Below are 15,135 nucleotides of genomic sequence, written 5' to 3' on the forward strand. Positions count from 1 at the left end.
TATGTCCAATAACTTCTCAGGTAATTCTGACCTAATGCATAAGCCATCTATCAAAGAAAAGTACCTCATCCATGAACCAAAACAACAAGCTATTCTTCACCAACTCAATACCTTACAATTGCTCCAACAACACATCACCAAATCATCACTCACACAAGATTCCGTTCCTCATTACGGAGTCCTAAATCAAATATTCAGCATCATATACACCTTACAGAAAGATCTAGAAGCTCAACTTGTACCAACCAAGAATCAAAGTTCACCTATCCATTTAATGCCTTCCAGAGCCGCGAAAATCGAAGACAGTCTCACGGAGTATGAAAGCTTGTTACACGAAGAGAAAGAACTCCTAGACAAGCTCAGAACGTGTCAGAGCTTGAATGCCTTTGTGGAGGAAAGAGACTCACTTCATTTGTTGACTGTAGAGGACGTTTTAACGGAAGTTCATACAATGGAACTTGAATTACGTACCGAGCTTCTCTATTTGAGGTTAGAGAAAGCAATTCATTGAATAGTAAATTTACAGATGCGGATAAACATGAGATCGTTCGATACTTCATTGTATCAGAGCGGTCTTTTAAATTTATTTGAGCGACAGTTGACAGGCGTAAAATAAAATGATATGATTCATTTATCGAATTAAACGTGTTCCATGAAAAATTAATAAAACGGGATCGGGTGAATGATTATAGAACATCTTGAGATTTACAATGCGGATGTGAAAGAGGGCTTTCTAAGCCTGTATCAACAAAAATCACAAGCTATCTACAGAAGTGTGTTCCAAAAAACTAAGGCTATTGAATTGTTCTTTAATAAAGACTTGTATGATTTTAATGAAGTTGATCTTTATAATCTCTTCATTCGTTTTAGACTAGATTACACCTCAACTGCAAGGTCATACGGGAGAATCATTACCAAATACATAGACTGGTCGATTGAGAATGGATTAAGAAATGATTTAGTAAACCCTTTACGACAAGTTAAAACAAAATGGTTTGATCAATTCGTAAGGGAAGAAAAACTTTATTTTACCCATAAAGAAATAATTGAAATTGAAGATGAATGTGTCAATGCTCAGGATTCAGTCTTGATCCGTTTAATATTTGAAGGGGTACTAGGGAAATCCGCGGCAGAACTTTGTAATTTAAAAAAGACAGATGTTGACTTTGAAAAAAGTGAGCTACATCTAACAGACTTTGATTCCTCAACACGTAAACTATTAGTAACCGAACGTGCCATTGAGTTGATACAAAAAGCAAATAAACAAAAAGAGTACAAGAAGAGCAATGGAATGATGTTACAAAGAGATAATGTGAGGGAATTTACAGATTTAAATAACACGGAATACGTGATTAGAAGTTCAAATACAAAAAAGGACCAAATTCTTAGAGAAGTTGATAAATTTGTCATCTATAGAAGGATCACAAGTGTTGAGAATCAACTTAAGCTAAAGCATTTTACCATTAAAAACATACAAAGATCAGGTATGCTTAAGCAGGCACGTGATATTTTGATAGCCAATGAAAAATTTGAATTAGAGTACATTGATTTTTTAACTATTGCTAATCTGTATAATGTAAATTCAATCCATACGCTAACTAATTTCATTACAGAGGATAAAGTATTTGAGTTGTATTTGGATAAATAAATTATTCTCCAAATGTCAACTCATTACAGGCGTAAAATAAAATTAATGGTGTAATAAGAAACAATACCTTTAAAATAAAAAAATCTAAGGAGATGGAAGAACGATGCGCAAAGTGACTGAGATGATGAAGTTGAGAAGAGATTTTAAAAGAAAGCTTGAGAAAAAAAGAATTTTAGAACTTCAAATAAGTGAATACGATGCAATAATTATAAGGAAGAATAAGGATGCTGGATTGTACGGGGAAATTTTAAACTACGATAGTCTAAAATCAGAAATTTTGTTCTACGAATTATTAAGAAGCAGGGCAAGTAGGAAATTATCAATAACAATTTTTGAAAAACAAATATTATCGTCTCAAATAAGACAATCGTTAAAAGGATTATTAGAAAATCATACAATTGAAGAAATTATATCTTCACTTATTGATGAAACAAATCAAAATGAACCTTATGATTTATCAAGTTTTAAAGAAGAATTTATAGAGATTTATTTAAATCATACAAGCGTAAAATAAAACTAAGAAGGGATTATCTACATGACTACTCAAACAATTACACAATCGTTACTTAGTAAAGAGCAACAGAAAAACGTGCACTTACCAGCTTTTCTTGAAATATCAAAAGTGATTCGCAATTTCATTAGTAAAAGTGCTTCGTATCAAACGGAGGGTGAACATCATTATGTTTGTTCTTCTAATCCAGGACATGGAAAGACGACGGCATTAGAAGCTGTCGTTAAACAAGAAATCGTGGAGAAATACAAGACTCCATTACTCCTTGCCTTTAACAATAACGACAATATGCGCACTTTTTATGATTCATTAGTAGATTACGCAAATAAGCAAAATGGTTATAATGCTATTCAATTCATTAATACTGATAATGTCGATGAATATGTAGACGACAAATTAAGTGAGTATCAAGTCTTATGTATTACTCATCAACGCTTACGTGATCTTGCTTTAGACATAGGAAATCAATTTGAATATATGTGGTATAAATCTCCAAGTGGAAAACAAATGAAGCGTTGTATCATCATTGACGAAGCACCTATTTTCGTTAGTTCTTGCACTTTTGATATTAATAGTAAAGATAATCATATTGATTGGTATGATGAATCGACAAAAGTAAGTGAATTAGATGTAGCTGAAATTATGACAGGGCGTAAGGTGATCACTAACATGATCAATCTAGAGTTAAATGAGAACTCAACAATTACAAAGCGTTTAAATCGCTTTTACGAAGGAACATCAGACTTGGAAGCACTCAATAATATTCTTTCAAAGTTGAAACCAGATCATACTGAAAGAGATGTTCAAGCAAAATTCTCATGGTTTAAGAAATTACTAAACGAAGATGACGTCGCTTCCATTGATAGACATCATTTTGGTTCAAGTATCATATGTGCAAAGAGAATTGATTATAGATCATTAGGAAATATTTTGATTCTTGATGGTTCAAGTAACATTACGAGAAGTATGTACAACAATGAATACCAGTACATTCAAACAAAGAATTATCACGATTACAGAAAAAGATTGAAATTGCATCTACAAGAAATTAACTCGTCAAGCTATGCCAAAAGTGACAAAGTTAAATACAATCAATTATTCCAAAATATTGCTAATGATATAGAGTCCATTCGATCATTAGGAATTAATCCGTTTCCTATTATGATGAAATCCGAAATAGCAACATGTATTGAGCTCAGAATAATACAACCTGAATTTCTTAAATATTACGAAGTAGATAAGAATATTAGCGACGAATTACCTCTCAACTTGCTAAATACAACTGGTAAGAACGTACTAAATACAAATACATCATTGGCACTCTTGAGTATACCCATTAAACATCCATCAGTTTATAAGAAAGCTGCGATTTCTTTATATGGAAATGATATTGATTTAACAATGAACAAAGGTAAATCTAAAGTATGGTTTGTTGATGAAAGAGTACAAAACGTTTTTGAAGAGCTTGTACTTGCTGATCTAATTCAAATCATTCATAGAAGTAGCTTAAGAAATATCAATGAAGATAGCGAAGTGAATATATACCTTTATACGAATCGTACAGTATGGATTGAAAAATTGAAGTCAGCTTTAAACTTAGCAGATGAGAATATAACTAGTAGCAAACTTGAGGATTTACCATTGGAGAAGTTCGTGAAAAAATGTGAGGAATGGGCAGTAAAAGCAAAAGAGTACGTTTTAAATTACGATGACATTTTTAAAATCCCCAAGTTTACTGCATATGATATAGGAGGAAATAAGTTTAAAGATTGGTTCAATACCTACTGGAATAAAGTTGATAGAAAACAGATCATAATAGATCACTTTAAGCAAAATGGTCTTGGAATAGAAGTAGATGAGAACGGATATAAGAAAATCTATATATTACCCTGAGATCAAATTTATAAGGTGGGGAGAACATTCTATTATATCAGAGAAAGAACTCCTCACCTACATTTTCATTATTATTCTATTAAAGAGAGGTTATATGAAAATTAGCATAGAAAATAAGATGAAAGCGCGTAGAGCAAGTTTGGTTGATTTTTGTCAAAGGAATAACTATGACCTCAACGATGAAGGTGATGGGAATTACAGAGTTATTGGCTACGCTGGAACAATAATTAAGGACAACATGTTCTATAGGCATAGCACTCAGGAACAGGGTTCAGCAATTGATTTTTGTATGAACATATTAGGAATGGGATTTAAAGATGCGGTAGAAGGGTTACTTGAAGTAGATAATTATGTCGAAGATTTACAATGTGATCGCCTACGGCAATCACTGGCGAAACAGCAAAAAAGGGTTGGGTTTGGGTTGCCATATAAAGCCGAAAATACAATGCTGTTTCCTTACTTGTTTAAGACAAGGCGTATTCCATTAAAGATAGTAAAGGAAATAATTCAAAGTAATTTGTTGTATCAGGATGATCGAAGCAATTGTGTATTTCCTTGTTATGACTCTCTAGGTATTCCAAGGGGAGCCATTATTAGAGGTACTCATAAAGATATAGCATTTAAAAATAGAGTAGAGGGAAGTGATATGGGCTATGGCTGGGTAATAAATTCAGGACAATATTCAAATGAAGTAGTTGTAGTAGAAGCTCCAATTGATGCTATGTCGTTCATGGCGTTGTTTCCTGAGATATCGTCTAATACTCACTTTCTTGCTTTAGGTGGACTACATTTTGGAGCAATATCAACCTTCTTAAAGGAGAACAAGCAAGTTGCAAAAGTTATTTTGGCTTTAGATAATGACAGTCCAGCAAAGGAGTTTGTTGAGAAGGCAAAAACCGAATTAGAGGTCATGTATGGTGTGGAAGTTCTATACCCTGAGATAGGTAAGGACTGGAATGAAGTGCTAACTAAGAAGCAGCGGAGAGTCATATAATTTTTTGCTGTTTCGCAGCCTGCCTTCAGGCAGGCAAATAAATTTGATCAAAGCAATTCAATAATAATGGAGGATATAAACGATGCTTACTATGAAAAGTTTTATTGATTTTGAAAGAGATGTACTTGCAGGTGGGAAGAAAATATTCCCTTTAAAAGAGAATTGGGATATGTTCAGACCCTTTCTAAATGAACCTAAAGTAGAGTATAGCCTTGCAAGGTGTTTAGGGTTTAAAAATGCAGAGGAGTGGAAAAGGGAATTGGAGGAGGATGAGGGAGAATATGCTCCATGGACTTATACTAGGTCTGATTATTGGTACATGAAGATAACTGATTGCATCCATGAAGATAAGGAATACAGATTAGAAGAGAAACTGCTTTTTGAAAAGATGTTTGGGGAAGATGCTGATATTAAGGATGATGGGTTATGGGATGATTTATTCGAAACGGATGCTCGCTCTGAACTGGATTATCGTTATTACGAAAAATACTCACCAAAGAAAGGTGAAATCGATTGGTATAGATGGATTCATGGTTGCTTCTTTATCGCACCATTTGTTGCGACATTACTTAAAACAGCCATAAAAGATGCTGAGGGAATATTGATATTGACCAGTGAAACGCATTCCGTTGCTGCATTTATCAAAAATAATGTCCTATACTTTGCTGATTTGCTTGTAGAGTGGGAGTCCGTTAAGGATTTGGAAGCATTTATGGGTGAATTAACGGAAGTGAAGTTTTTAGCACGTAATGTAGATATGAATGAAAGTAGCGTAGCATAAGGATTAGAGTGTTCCACCACGCATCATTTGTTACATTATACGTTAACGTTTCAATTCAAAATGCTTCTGAGAGCTTATTCCATAATGGAGTAAGCTTTCTTGCGTTAAGGCTAAAAGTTCGTTGACGAGCGCAGCGGCGGCAGCGCTTAGATAAAATAAGAGTTTTATCTAAGGTGGATAGCTCATCAGACGAGCAGAAATAGGAGCAGGATGGATTGTGTTAAAGGATAGATGTGTTGGTATGACTGATTTGAATGAGGCATGGAAGCAAATCTGGTGATTGTAATGGATTACGGTAACCCTCAAGTCTAAGGTTGTTTCAAGTTTGAGGTGAGTGAGTATTTCTATAATACAGGTAGGAAACTGCATGTGTACGATATGACATGTGATTTGTTTGGTAAATGGAAAAACCATGGTGGGTTGCGAAAGATGTATGTGATGTGTTGAAGATAAAGAATACTACACAGGCACTAGAAAGACTTGAAGTGACTATGTTCAACAAAGGGGGTCAGCATGGTGAAACTAATTTTGTAAACGAATCATGACTTTATTCGCTTGTTCTTGGTAGTCGTAAGAAGGAAGCGAAGGAGTTTAATCGTTGGATTACACTTGAAGTGATAATGCAACTTATAAAATGTAAATAAATTGCAGGAAAATGTTGTATTGTGTAGAAAAGTATATAAGACAATTGTACTAAACTACACAAGGAGCGATGATTGAATGAAAAATAACATCAAGAATATAAAAGGATTTGTTTTAGGTTTTGGTTGCTGCGCACTTTTAACAAGTGGAATTGCTTATGCTGCCGATGCTGTTAAATTGGATGCGTATTTTGGTGTTAAACTCATGCAGAACGGAATTGATAAGACTCCACAGGAGGATGATCTAAAACCATTTATTGCAAACGGACGTACGTATGTACCACTAAAAGCTGTTGGTGATCTACTTGGTGTAGATGTAAATTGGGATGGCGCCAATACTGCAGTAGTGATTGGTAAAAGAATAGAAGGCACTCCTTTAGAATTGCCAGCTGTTTCTCTTGGTGATCCATCAAATAGTTCAATGTTAATTCAGGAGAAACTTGAAAGTAACCAGACAATGACTATCAATAAGAAAAATTATGGAAATATAGGATTTTCTTTAACTTCTGCCCATTCTTCTGCTTGGGCTGGTGATTCTGGAAAAGGTATTGGAAACATAGTTTATCTGAAATTCACTCCAAATAACCAGTTTTCTTCCTTAGTGTTATCTCTTGGTATGGATGATATAAACCAAAATGGATCATATGGTCTAATAAGAAACGTTACTTTTAAAGACCAGAATGGCAATGTTCTAAAAGACATTTCCTTAGGAAAAGGCTCCATTCAGGAAGCAATTTCGATTAATTTAAAAGGTGTAGTAGGTTTACAGGTTGAAGTTACAGGTGCAGGTAGAGCGACTGTAGATTTTATTAATCCAATACTTAAATAATAATTCATTATAAATATAAATTAACTATAAGAAGCCACATTGGATTGATTATCAATGTGGCTTTTTTGTATCAATAAAAGTGAGATTTTATGTAAAGACAACTTTATGATTTTTGCAAAAGAGAATCTTGTGACGAACGAAATAGATTATGGTTGTTAGGGATTGAAAGATGTATAATAGTGTTAAATTTTGTATTAAGGGGTATTTAGCGCATGAGAAAAAAACTTCAAGTATTCATCTCTTCTACATTCACAGATTTAATAGATGAGAGACAAATTGCTGTAAAAGCGGTTCTAAATTCTGGACATATTCCTGCTGGAATGGAATTGTTTACCGCTGGGGATGAATCACAAAAGCAAATCATTAAGAGATGGATAGACGAATCAGATGCCTATGTATTAATTCTAGGTGGTAGATATGGCTCAATAGACAAAGAGACAGGGAAAAGTTATACCCATTGGGAATATGACTATGCAGGGGAAGCAGGAAAGCCAAGATTTGCGATTGTGTTGAGTGACAATGCCATACAGAATAAAGTTATTACGGTAGGATTGAAAAATGCAACTGAGCAAAATAACCCACAATTACATAAGGATTTTAGAGAGGGATTGTTGGCTGCAAAATTAGTTAGCCCTGTTGATGACCATAAAGATATTGAGATTAGCATCTTTAAGTCATTAAGAGAAATTGAGCAAAGAAGTGATCTATCAGGCTGGGTTTCAGGTAAGGATGTTCCAAATGTGAAAGATTTATTGGAAGAAAATGCAAAACTAAATCGTGAAAATGGTAAATTAAAAAGTGAAAATGTGAAGTTGAAGCTTAAACCAGAAAAAGTTGAATTATATAATGGAAATACATATGAAGAAGTAAGGAGTTATTTACTTAATACATTTATTGAATTACCTGAGATAATTGATAAAAATAAAGGAAATGCAAGTTTACTTACCCTTATTTTAAACGCTCATAGCAGATTTGCTACTGGTATTACTAACAGGTATGACATGGCAAGCGATGATGAATTTTTATTCTTTAAAGTTGCTCCAAAGTTAATGAGTTTTGATCTTGTGGAGAAAAACAAGATTGCAGGAGTTAAGTACGAGAAAATTCAATTTTCCAAACAAGGTCATAAGTTTATAGCAAGATTGGAAATAGAAACAAGTAAAATGGGAATTAAATGAAAAAGCGGAAAAAGTTAAGGGATGCTAAGTCAACAAAAAATGTAAACCAACTAAAGAAAATATTTACACTTAATTAATTACTCATATCAGGCAAGGGGAACAAAATGAATAAAAAACTACAAGTGTTTATTTCATCAACGTTTATTGATTTACAAGAAGAACGTCAAGCAGCGGTACAAGCTGTCTTAAACTCTGGACATATCCCAGCAGGAATGGAATTATTTACTGCTGGAGATGAATCTCAACAAGATATAATTAAAAAGTGGATTAAAGAATCAGATATTTATATGTTAATACTAGGTGGAAGGTATGGCGCGTTACTTCCTGACAATTCTCAAAGTTATACCCATTGGGAATTTGATTATGCAGGTCAAATAGGTAAACCCAGATTCGCACTTGTTTTAACTGATGATGCAATTCAAAGAAAGATCGCTATCGTAGGAGATCACACTAAAGTATTAGAACAGAATAATCCTCAAATGCATAAAGAATTTAGAGATGGTCTAATGAAATCAAAACTAATAAAGAAAATTGATGATATGAAAGATATTGAGAATGGAATACTCAAGTCAATGAAAGAGTTAGAACAAAGAAATGATCTTTCTGGTTGGATTTCTGGAAAGGAAGTTAACAATAACTCTACCGAAGTAGATCGACTAAGAGAAGAAAATAAGCAGTTGAAAAAGCAAATAAAAGATCTCGAAGGATCTCTTGATAAAAATTATTTATTTAATGGCATTTCAGTTAATGATATAGGAAAAGTTCTTGGTGACGAGACAGTAATACCACCTAATTGGACTGGCAAGATAAGCATTTTAAATTTTTTCATCACGGAATACCATTTGTTTATTAATGGTGTGAGTATTAACGATAAGTCGTTATTTGTTTATTATAATGTAGCGCCTTTGCTGTATAAATTTAATCTTCTAGAATTAATGGATGTTAATGGTGTGAAAACATATAAATTATCTCAAGATGGACAAAGATTTCTTTCCGTTTGTGATGTAGCGGTAAAAAGAAGTAATCAACAATAAATATCAAACTTTAAGAAGATTTTAAAGACTAAGGCATAAACCCAAGCATTTCAAGGAGGTTCATGCCTTTTTCTTTTAATGTTTTTGCGAAGTTTCATCGATACGTATGAACCGAGACAATTTCATGTATTATTGACTACTATAGTTATATCTAAATCAGTGAGCGAATATCGTTCCTTTTTATTTGTCAAATTCAAAAATAGACTTAAACTAAGGTTTATCAAAGGGTCAGAGCGGTCTTTATAAAAAATTCAGTCTGGGTAACTAATAGAGACTAGAACTTAAAGATTTATAAAAGGTGAAAGGTCGAGGGATATGATAGAAAATGATGAATTAGAAGAAATAATAAATTCAGTTAGAGACGGTATATGGGATAATTATGAATTTACGTTACAGAAGGCTTATATAACTTCCATCCTTTCAGAAATGGCTTATTTACATATTCCTGAGTTTGAAAGGCAAGATATTAACCGTTTGAAAATAATTCCATGTAGGAAGTATTGGACTATAATAGAAGAAGAAAAATCATTTGATATTCGAAGACATGTCCAAAGAAACGCTTCACACAACGAAGAGATTAAAGTAGTTTTTATAATAGAGACACGTAACATAATAAGTATTGGAATTAAATGTAGAAACGTGTTATTTGTAACCCTTCGAGGTACACACCATATTTACAGAGATAATTTAGTAAATATTAAAGCGAGAAAAGTGAAGAGGCGTTACAACGAGAAATATCATTCTGGTTTTTATCGTGAAGTTTCAAGAATTTATGGGAAATTTAAAAGGGAACTAGGTTTGCATACAGACAATGATACCAAAGTGGTTTTTACTGGGCATTCTCTTGGCGGAGCATTAGCTACTATTTTATATAAAGCATGCCTAGGGAGGGCTTTTAGACACACATATTATGGTTTATTTAGTTGTTTTGTTTTTGGAATGCCAAGAGTCGGAAATAGTTATGCAACAGAATGTGGAGAAACTCACTATTCCATATTAAATAAGCTTGATGTCATTCCAACTCTTCCTAGTAGATATTTTGGTTATTCAGACGCGAAGAATGAATTTTATTTAACCTATGATAGTCTTGACGCAATTCTAATTCGTGAAAAGTTTGGTAAGGTAACATGGTTAAGGCAATGGTTAAACAAACTTCAAGAACATCGAATAGGGGAATACAAACGAAGATTAAAGAATTTAATGACTATTTGATTTGTTTAACTAAGTAATTTAATTGTCTAAAACGAATGTTTTTGAGAACAATTGAACCGATACGTAAATTCATACATTAATAGCTCAGCATTAGTACCAAAAGCCATCTCAAAAACAAAGTAAAAAAAGACTGGCTTTTGCCCGTTTTTGGTAGTACAGTCTGGGCTGGGTAGACGGTCTATCAATTTGAAAGGGTGAAAAGTCCATGTCTCGTATCGGTTATTCAAGAGTAAGTACAAATGATCAAGTATTAGACCTACAAACGGATGCACTTAACCAGGCTGGCTGTATTAAGATTTTTGAGGAAAAAGCGTCTGGCAAAAACGATGATCGTGTGGAATTGGCTAAAGCTCTGGAATATTTACGTGAAGGTGATGCATTAGTTGTCTATAAGCTAGATAGATTGGCTAGGTCAACTAAGAAGCTGATTGAGATTAGTGAGCTACTAGAGAGTCGTAAGATTGAGTTGATTAGTATTAGAGATCAGATAGATACAACTACTGCAGTCGGACGGGCTATGTTTAAAATGCTTGCTGTCATCGCTGAACTGGAAAGGGATATTATTAGCGAAAGAACGTTAGCAGGTTTAGCGGCGGCAAGAGCAAGAGGACGTAAAGGTGGAAGACCAAAGATTGATGAGAAGAAGATCAAGCAAGCAATGAAGTTGTATGATTCTAGACAGCATAGTGGAAAAGAGATAGCGGAGTTAACAGGCGTATCTAAAGCAACTCTGTATCGTGAAATAGAGAATCGTAAAAAATCTATTCATCCCACACAGAAGGCTAATTAGGATGAACATGGATAACTACTTTGAATATGTTCTTGAAAACATAACATTGCAGGATCTGACGCTTCTTAAGATATTGAACGAAAATGGAGCGTTGTCAAAGTTTAGAGCTATTACGCTCTTTTCACTTAAAGAGAAAAGCGAAATGTCAGAAGCGATATTTAGAAAAGTCTTTAACGCTTTATCTTGTGTGAGGTTTATTGAGACTGATAAAAGCTCAAAGGATCATCGTGTTTTTATGACAAGCTATGGGAAAGAAGCGTTGAAGGTTTTAATGGATGAAATGTGAATAACGGGGTTAGCTAATAATGAGGGAATGTCCATAAGCGGATATTCCCTTATTTTAATTGGGATAGGGGGGAGTACTTTCTACTTTTATTGATTTTTGTTGTGTTTTAAAGGGTATAGGCACTGCAGCCGCGTTGGGCACGGTTATGTAGAGTTAACAATGATAAATTATCACCCTCTGCCTTACCTCTAATGGTACAATAGGGATAAAAAGGAAATAGGGGCGTATTTGCTTGAAATACTTCACAAATGAATTATGGACACAAATGAATCAAGGTTGCGCTCATGAAGCGGAAAAGGCAAATAATGAGTGGTCTGAGAATAGTAAAGCATATGCTGAACACTACCCAAGTCTTCAAGAAAGGCTTTCACGTAAGGTCTACGAACACTTTAAAACAAATGGATTTCATGATTATCGCTTAAAAAAATTGGAAGTAAAGCATTCTGAGTATGGTGTGCTAAATCCTGTTGAAGTATCAATTACAATGACTAACAACATTGAAGAATGGAAGGTCACGTTCAAGAAGATCAAGAAGCTTGAATTGAGGTTTGAATGTGGTGAAAGTGACTTTGAACAACGTAGGGGTTTTGATGACTGGGGCTACAATGAAATATTGATTGTAGATGATGATACGTTGTCTTTTGAAATTTTGTTTGCTTCTGGCGCAATGATTTTGGTTCATTTCAAGAACAAAAATATGTATTTGGAGAAAGTTTGATTTATAAAAAAGGTGGGTTGAGTTTAAATAATGAACAGTAATCCTTACTTGACATCAATAGTAACTGCATCAGTTGCATTTGCCGCTGCAGTAGTTGCTCAAATTATTTCTCATTGGTTAACTAAGAAGCGTGAAAATATTAAGTATAATAAAGAAGTATATCAAAAGCTATATGCACCAATTCTTTTTGAGTTATATGTGTATCTGGATGTTAAGACTGCATATACACGAGTGCATGATATTAAGCCTGGAATAGAAGTCAGTGTAATAAAAGAAAACATTCTTAAACATATAAATGTAAATCTTATGTATGGTACTCCACAAATTATCTCTGCATTTCATAATGTAAAATACTATGATTATCATGAAGATTTATGTGTTGGTAATTTGCAAAGTATTGCTGAAATTGAACTTTTTTGGTGCATGTTAGATCAATTATACAGACTTAATGAAAAGACAAAGTTATTTGATCCAATTAATAAAAATACTCTTGTGAAATATAAATTTCATTATATTTTATGGGCTATTATTTCCAAATTAAGAGGCGAAGATGCTTACTATATATTGACCTACAAGCATAATTTGCATTTTGACAAATCAATAGGAGAATTATACAAAAGCTTAAATAAGGACTTTACAAGGTTTAGATTAGGACATCAAGATAAACAATTTTTAAGAAGATCACTTGAAAAAACAATAATCAAACTTACCAATGGTTCAGGAGAGTTTAGTCCTCATGGAAAAACATATTTAGAGAGATCAAAAAATACTTGAAGATAAAATCAATGACTTACATATATCCTGTTAGTGGTTTTAATAAATTAGTAAACCAACCATATGATGAAAAAGACAATGATTCATTTTAGTTTATCATAAGCATATACTGGAAAAAGTCTCATAGAAGCTAATTAGTTAGTGTAGAGAATATGAATCAATTTCGGATTAATGGCAAATTAAATAAGAACAGCTATCCCAAAAAGGTAGCTTTTTTGTGTTTATTTTTAATGTATAATGAGTGGAATGGGATATAAAGGAAGTTGATGGATATGGGAATAGCGGTTAGTTTCAAGTTATTGAACATTAATGGAACTCTTGCAACATATGGCTATAGCAAGGATTTCAATTGTTTTGAAGGTGTCTTTGAAATTGATTTAAGTAAACATATAGGATTAGAAATTGCAAGTGAGAATGAACAGGATATTACCTTTGAATTAGTAACGCCATGTGATGGTGAATGGAAAGATTATGGATTAGCAGGAAGGGCGATTATGAAGATATACAGGTATTATAAGGAACATGGAATCTATCCTGAAAAGGGAGGACATTATGCAGGATGATGTTTATGTTTTTAATGAGTACTATGGCTTAATAGCTATGAACCAATTCAATTCGATGTAATTGATTCGTTTGAGCATTCAATTATACAAAAGCTCAATAGTGATGTCCTGAAATTTATTCTTAAAGACCTTATACATACTTGAAAGCGCGATTTATTGCAGATAGGTGACTCAAAATGACTAACGAACACAATTATCATTGGTATGACTTGGCACACTTAATTGCATTTTTCGATCATGCTTGGTTTATTAAGATTGTGTTCTTTATTTTTGCTTGCCTTGTTTATCCATTGTCTTGGCTGCTGAAACGCTCAATTGGTGAAAACTCAACAACGTGGGAGAATGTAAAAAACCTAACAGTTACGCTATCCAAACTTATTCAGAAAGCCCTAATTGTTTGTGCGATTATCTTTGTGATTGTTCAATTGACTAGGTATTTCATGGGAGATATTAGTAATTAATTGAATTGAGATAGCTTTTTAGGAATGAGGGAAATAAACACATTCTAATTACGGCATGCTTGATTGTCGTGGGATTGCTCAATATTTTGTTTCCTAAACAATTATGGTTTTTATCATGCTTTATGTTTCGAATTACAAAAGATGATTTTAAATTGGAGTCAGAACCAGCAAATATGTTTGTTCTAGTATTGAATAGGGTATCAGGTGTTTTATTTGTCTTTCTTGGTATTCTGAATCAATTCACAAAGGTATTAGAGTAACATACTCTGCATCAGCTTAAATGAAAGAGCAATTTCATTAAAACTAAGGGATGAAAATTATGATTGAAGGTTGGACAATTGTAATAAGTCTGATAGGTATATTTTGGATAATATCGTTCTCCTTATTTGAACTAACGATTCATGGACTTATTGTTTTGATACTGAAATTGAAGCTAGGAACGAATAATGTTTTGGGATTTTCATATGTAATTAGGAACATTTTCAATCAAGTGATAGTTAGGATGATTATATTTGTGGTGTTTTCGTTTTTCTTAGAGGTGATTGGGGAAATATTTATTGGTTCAAACCCAAAGGAATTTGATTATGCTATAAGCACTATTTTTGATTCAGTAATATATGGCTATCTTTCAAAAATAGCATTAGGTACACTAGGGGTTTGCTTTCTGTTAAATATGCATTACCTATTCAGAATACATATAGATACCACTAAGAAGATTGTTTCATTTTCGAAGAAAAGACTGACATTATTGGTTATTTATGGGATTAGTTTTGCTATTATTGGAGTTAGAATTTCATGGTCAATGTATTGGGTTTAAATAAA

At 33.3% G+C, this 15,135-nt stretch carries 19 protein-coding genes; all 19 read left to right on the plus strand.

The features are described from left to right. Position 1: 1 nt before the first annotated feature. The gene (locus QFZ81_RS05180; protein ID WP_307601760.1) at positions 2-511 is read left to right on the plus strand and encodes a hypothetical protein; all 510 of its coding nucleotides are present in this window, start codon (positions 2-4) and stop codon (positions 509-511) included. A gap of 171 nt (positions 512-682) precedes the next feature. Further along, positions 683-1,648: a phage lytic cycle repressor MrpR family protein gene (locus tag QFZ81_RS05185; RefSeq protein WP_307601762.1), complete on the plus strand. Its 966-nt coding sequence runs from the start codon at positions 683-685 to the stop codon at positions 1,646-1,648. A 103-nt stretch (positions 1,649-1,751) separates the two neighbouring features. After that, positions 1,752-2,162, plus strand: coding sequence for a hypothetical protein (locus tag QFZ81_RS05190; RefSeq protein ID WP_307601764.1), 411 nt, complete (start codon positions 1,752-1,754; stop codon positions 2,160-2,162). A gap of 21 nt (positions 2,163-2,183) precedes the next feature. Further along, positions 2,184-4,052, plus strand: coding sequence for a hypothetical protein (locus tag QFZ81_RS05195; RefSeq protein WP_307601766.1), 1,869 nt, complete (start codon positions 2,184-2,186; stop codon positions 4,050-4,052). Between the two features lie 94 nt (positions 4,053-4,146). After that, positions 4,147-5,046: a DUF3991 and TOPRIM domain-containing protein gene (locus tag QFZ81_RS05200; protein WP_307601768.1), complete on the plus strand. Its 900-nt coding sequence runs from the start codon at positions 4,147-4,149 to the stop codon at positions 5,044-5,046. Between the two features lie 82 nt (positions 5,047-5,128). Further along, the gene (locus QFZ81_RS05205) at positions 5,129-5,827 is read left to right on the plus strand and encodes a hypothetical protein (RefSeq protein ID WP_307601770.1); all 699 of its coding nucleotides are present in this window, start codon (positions 5,129-5,131) and stop codon (positions 5,825-5,827) included. 401 nt (positions 5,828-6,228) lie between these two features. Beyond that, positions 6,229-6,372, plus strand: coding sequence for a BRO family protein (locus QFZ81_RS05210; protein ID WP_307601772.1), 144 nt, complete (start codon positions 6,229-6,231; stop codon positions 6,370-6,372). Between the two features lie 175 nt (positions 6,373-6,547). Beyond that, entirely contained in the window at positions 6,548-7,297 is a 750-nt protein-coding gene (locus QFZ81_RS05215) for a stalk domain-containing protein (RefSeq protein ID WP_307601773.1), read from the plus strand. Positions 7,298-7,509: 212 nt separating this feature from the next. Next, a complete protein-coding gene (locus QFZ81_RS05220) occupies positions 7,510-8,475 on the plus strand; it encodes a DUF4062 domain-containing protein (RefSeq protein ID WP_307601775.1) in 966 nt (321 codons plus the stop codon). Positions 8,476-8,579: 104 nt separating this feature from the next. After that, entirely contained in the window at positions 8,580-9,509 is a 930-nt protein-coding gene (locus QFZ81_RS05225) for a DUF4062 domain-containing protein (RefSeq protein ID WP_307601777.1), read from the plus strand. A gap of 315 nt (positions 9,510-9,824) precedes the next feature. After that, on the plus strand, positions 9,825-10,721 hold the full coding sequence (locus QFZ81_RS05230) for a lipase family protein (RefSeq protein ID WP_307601779.1): 897 nt from the start codon (positions 9,825-9,827) through the stop codon (positions 10,719-10,721). A gap of 205 nt (positions 10,722-10,926) precedes the next feature. Then, positions 10,927-11,511 (plus strand): recombinase family protein, encoded by a 585-nt coding sequence (locus QFZ81_RS05235; protein ID WP_307601781.1) that lies wholly within the window; start codon positions 10,927-10,929, stop codon positions 11,509-11,511. 1 nt (position 11,512) lies between these two features. Next, positions 11,513-11,797 carry a hypothetical protein gene (locus tag QFZ81_RS05240; protein WP_307601783.1) on the plus strand — a complete coding sequence of 95 codons (285 nt, stop codon included), beginning with the start codon at positions 11,513-11,515 and terminating at the stop codon, positions 11,795-11,797. Between the two features lie 232 nt (positions 11,798-12,029). Then, positions 12,030-12,515 (plus strand): DUF4085 family protein, encoded by a 486-nt coding sequence (locus QFZ81_RS05245; RefSeq protein ID WP_307601785.1) that lies wholly within the window; start codon positions 12,030-12,032, stop codon positions 12,513-12,515. Positions 12,516-12,545: 30 nt separating this feature from the next. After that, positions 12,546-13,289, plus strand: a complete 744-nt coding sequence (locus QFZ81_RS05250; protein WP_307601786.1) for a hypothetical protein — start codon at positions 12,546-12,548, stop codon at positions 13,287-13,289. Between the two features lie 272 nt (positions 13,290-13,561). After that, positions 13,562-13,852, plus strand: a complete 291-nt coding sequence (locus QFZ81_RS05255) for a hypothetical protein (protein WP_307601788.1) — start codon at positions 13,562-13,564, stop codon at positions 13,850-13,852. Positions 13,853-14,028: 176 nt separating this feature from the next. Beyond that, entirely contained in the window at positions 14,029-14,313 is a 285-nt protein-coding gene (locus QFZ81_RS05260; RefSeq protein ID WP_307601790.1) for a hypothetical protein, read from the plus strand. Positions 14,314-14,372: 59 nt separating this feature from the next. Further along, a complete protein-coding gene (locus QFZ81_RS37580; RefSeq protein WP_483874659.1) occupies positions 14,373-14,573 on the plus strand; it encodes a DUF6199 family natural product biosynthesis protein in 201 nt (66 codons plus the stop codon). A gap of 59 nt (positions 14,574-14,632) precedes the next feature. Beyond that, positions 14,633-15,130, plus strand: coding sequence for a hypothetical protein (locus QFZ81_RS05265; RefSeq protein WP_307601792.1), 498 nt, complete (start codon positions 14,633-14,635; stop codon positions 15,128-15,130). Positions 15,131-15,135: the final 5 nt, after the last annotated feature.

It is taken from the genome of Paenibacillus sp. V4I9 (genome assembly GCF_030817295.1).
In the GTDB taxonomy this organism is placed as follows: Bacteria; Bacillota; Bacilli; order Paenibacillales; family NBRC-103111; genus Paenibacillus_E.

What these genes read in the sequence shown, in the direction of transcription:
- QFZ81_RS05180 (WP_307601760.1), top strand. Translation starts at nt 2, where the DNA reads ATGTCCAATAACTTCTCAGGTAATTCTGACCTAATGCATAAGCCATCT.
- QFZ81_RS05185 (WP_307601762.1), top strand. Translation starts at nt 683, where the DNA reads ATGATTATAGAACATCTTGAGATTTACAATGCGGATGTGAAAGAGGGC.
- QFZ81_RS05190 (WP_307601764.1), top strand. Translation starts at nt 1,752, where the DNA reads ATGCGCAAAGTGACTGAGATGATGAAGTTGAGAAGAGATTTTAAAAGA.
- QFZ81_RS05195 (WP_307601766.1), top strand. Translation starts at nt 2,184, where the DNA reads ATGACTACTCAAACAATTACACAATCGTTACTTAGTAAAGAGCAACAG.
- QFZ81_RS05200 (WP_307601768.1), top strand. Translation starts at nt 4,147, where the DNA reads ATGAAAATTAGCATAGAAAATAAGATGAAAGCGCGTAGAGCAAGTTTG.
- QFZ81_RS05205 (WP_307601770.1), top strand. Translation starts at nt 5,129, where the DNA reads ATGCTTACTATGAAAAGTTTTATTGATTTTGAAAGAGATGTACTTGCA.
- QFZ81_RS05210 (WP_307601772.1), top strand. Translation starts at nt 6,229, where the DNA reads ATGGAAAAACCATGGTGGGTTGCGAAAGATGTATGTGATGTGTTGAAG.
- QFZ81_RS05215 (WP_307601773.1), top strand. Translation starts at nt 6,548, where the DNA reads ATGAAAAATAACATCAAGAATATAAAAGGATTTGTTTTAGGTTTTGGT.
- QFZ81_RS05220 (WP_307601775.1), top strand. Translation starts at nt 7,510, where the DNA reads ATGAGAAAAAAACTTCAAGTATTCATCTCTTCTACATTCACAGATTTA.
- QFZ81_RS05225 (WP_307601777.1), top strand. Translation starts at nt 8,580, where the DNA reads ATGAATAAAAAACTACAAGTGTTTATTTCATCAACGTTTATTGATTTA.
- QFZ81_RS05230 (WP_307601779.1), top strand. Translation starts at nt 9,825, where the DNA reads ATGATAGAAAATGATGAATTAGAAGAAATAATAAATTCAGTTAGAGAC.
- QFZ81_RS05235 (WP_307601781.1), top strand. Translation starts at nt 10,927, where the DNA reads ATGTCTCGTATCGGTTATTCAAGAGTAAGTACAAATGATCAAGTATTA.
- QFZ81_RS05240 (WP_307601783.1), top strand. Translation starts at nt 11,513, where the DNA reads ATGAACATGGATAACTACTTTGAATATGTTCTTGAAAACATAACATTG.
- QFZ81_RS05250 (WP_307601786.1), top strand. Translation starts at nt 12,546, where the DNA reads ATGAACAGTAATCCTTACTTGACATCAATAGTAACTGCATCAGTTGCA.
- QFZ81_RS05255 (WP_307601788.1), top strand. Translation starts at nt 13,562, where the DNA reads ATGGGAATAGCGGTTAGTTTCAAGTTATTGAACATTAATGGAACTCTT.
- QFZ81_RS05260 (WP_307601790.1), top strand. Translation starts at nt 14,029, where the DNA reads ATGACTAACGAACACAATTATCATTGGTATGACTTGGCACACTTAATT.
- QFZ81_RS05265 (WP_307601792.1), top strand. Translation starts at nt 14,633, where the DNA reads ATGATTGAAGGTTGGACAATTGTAATAAGTCTGATAGGTATATTTTGG.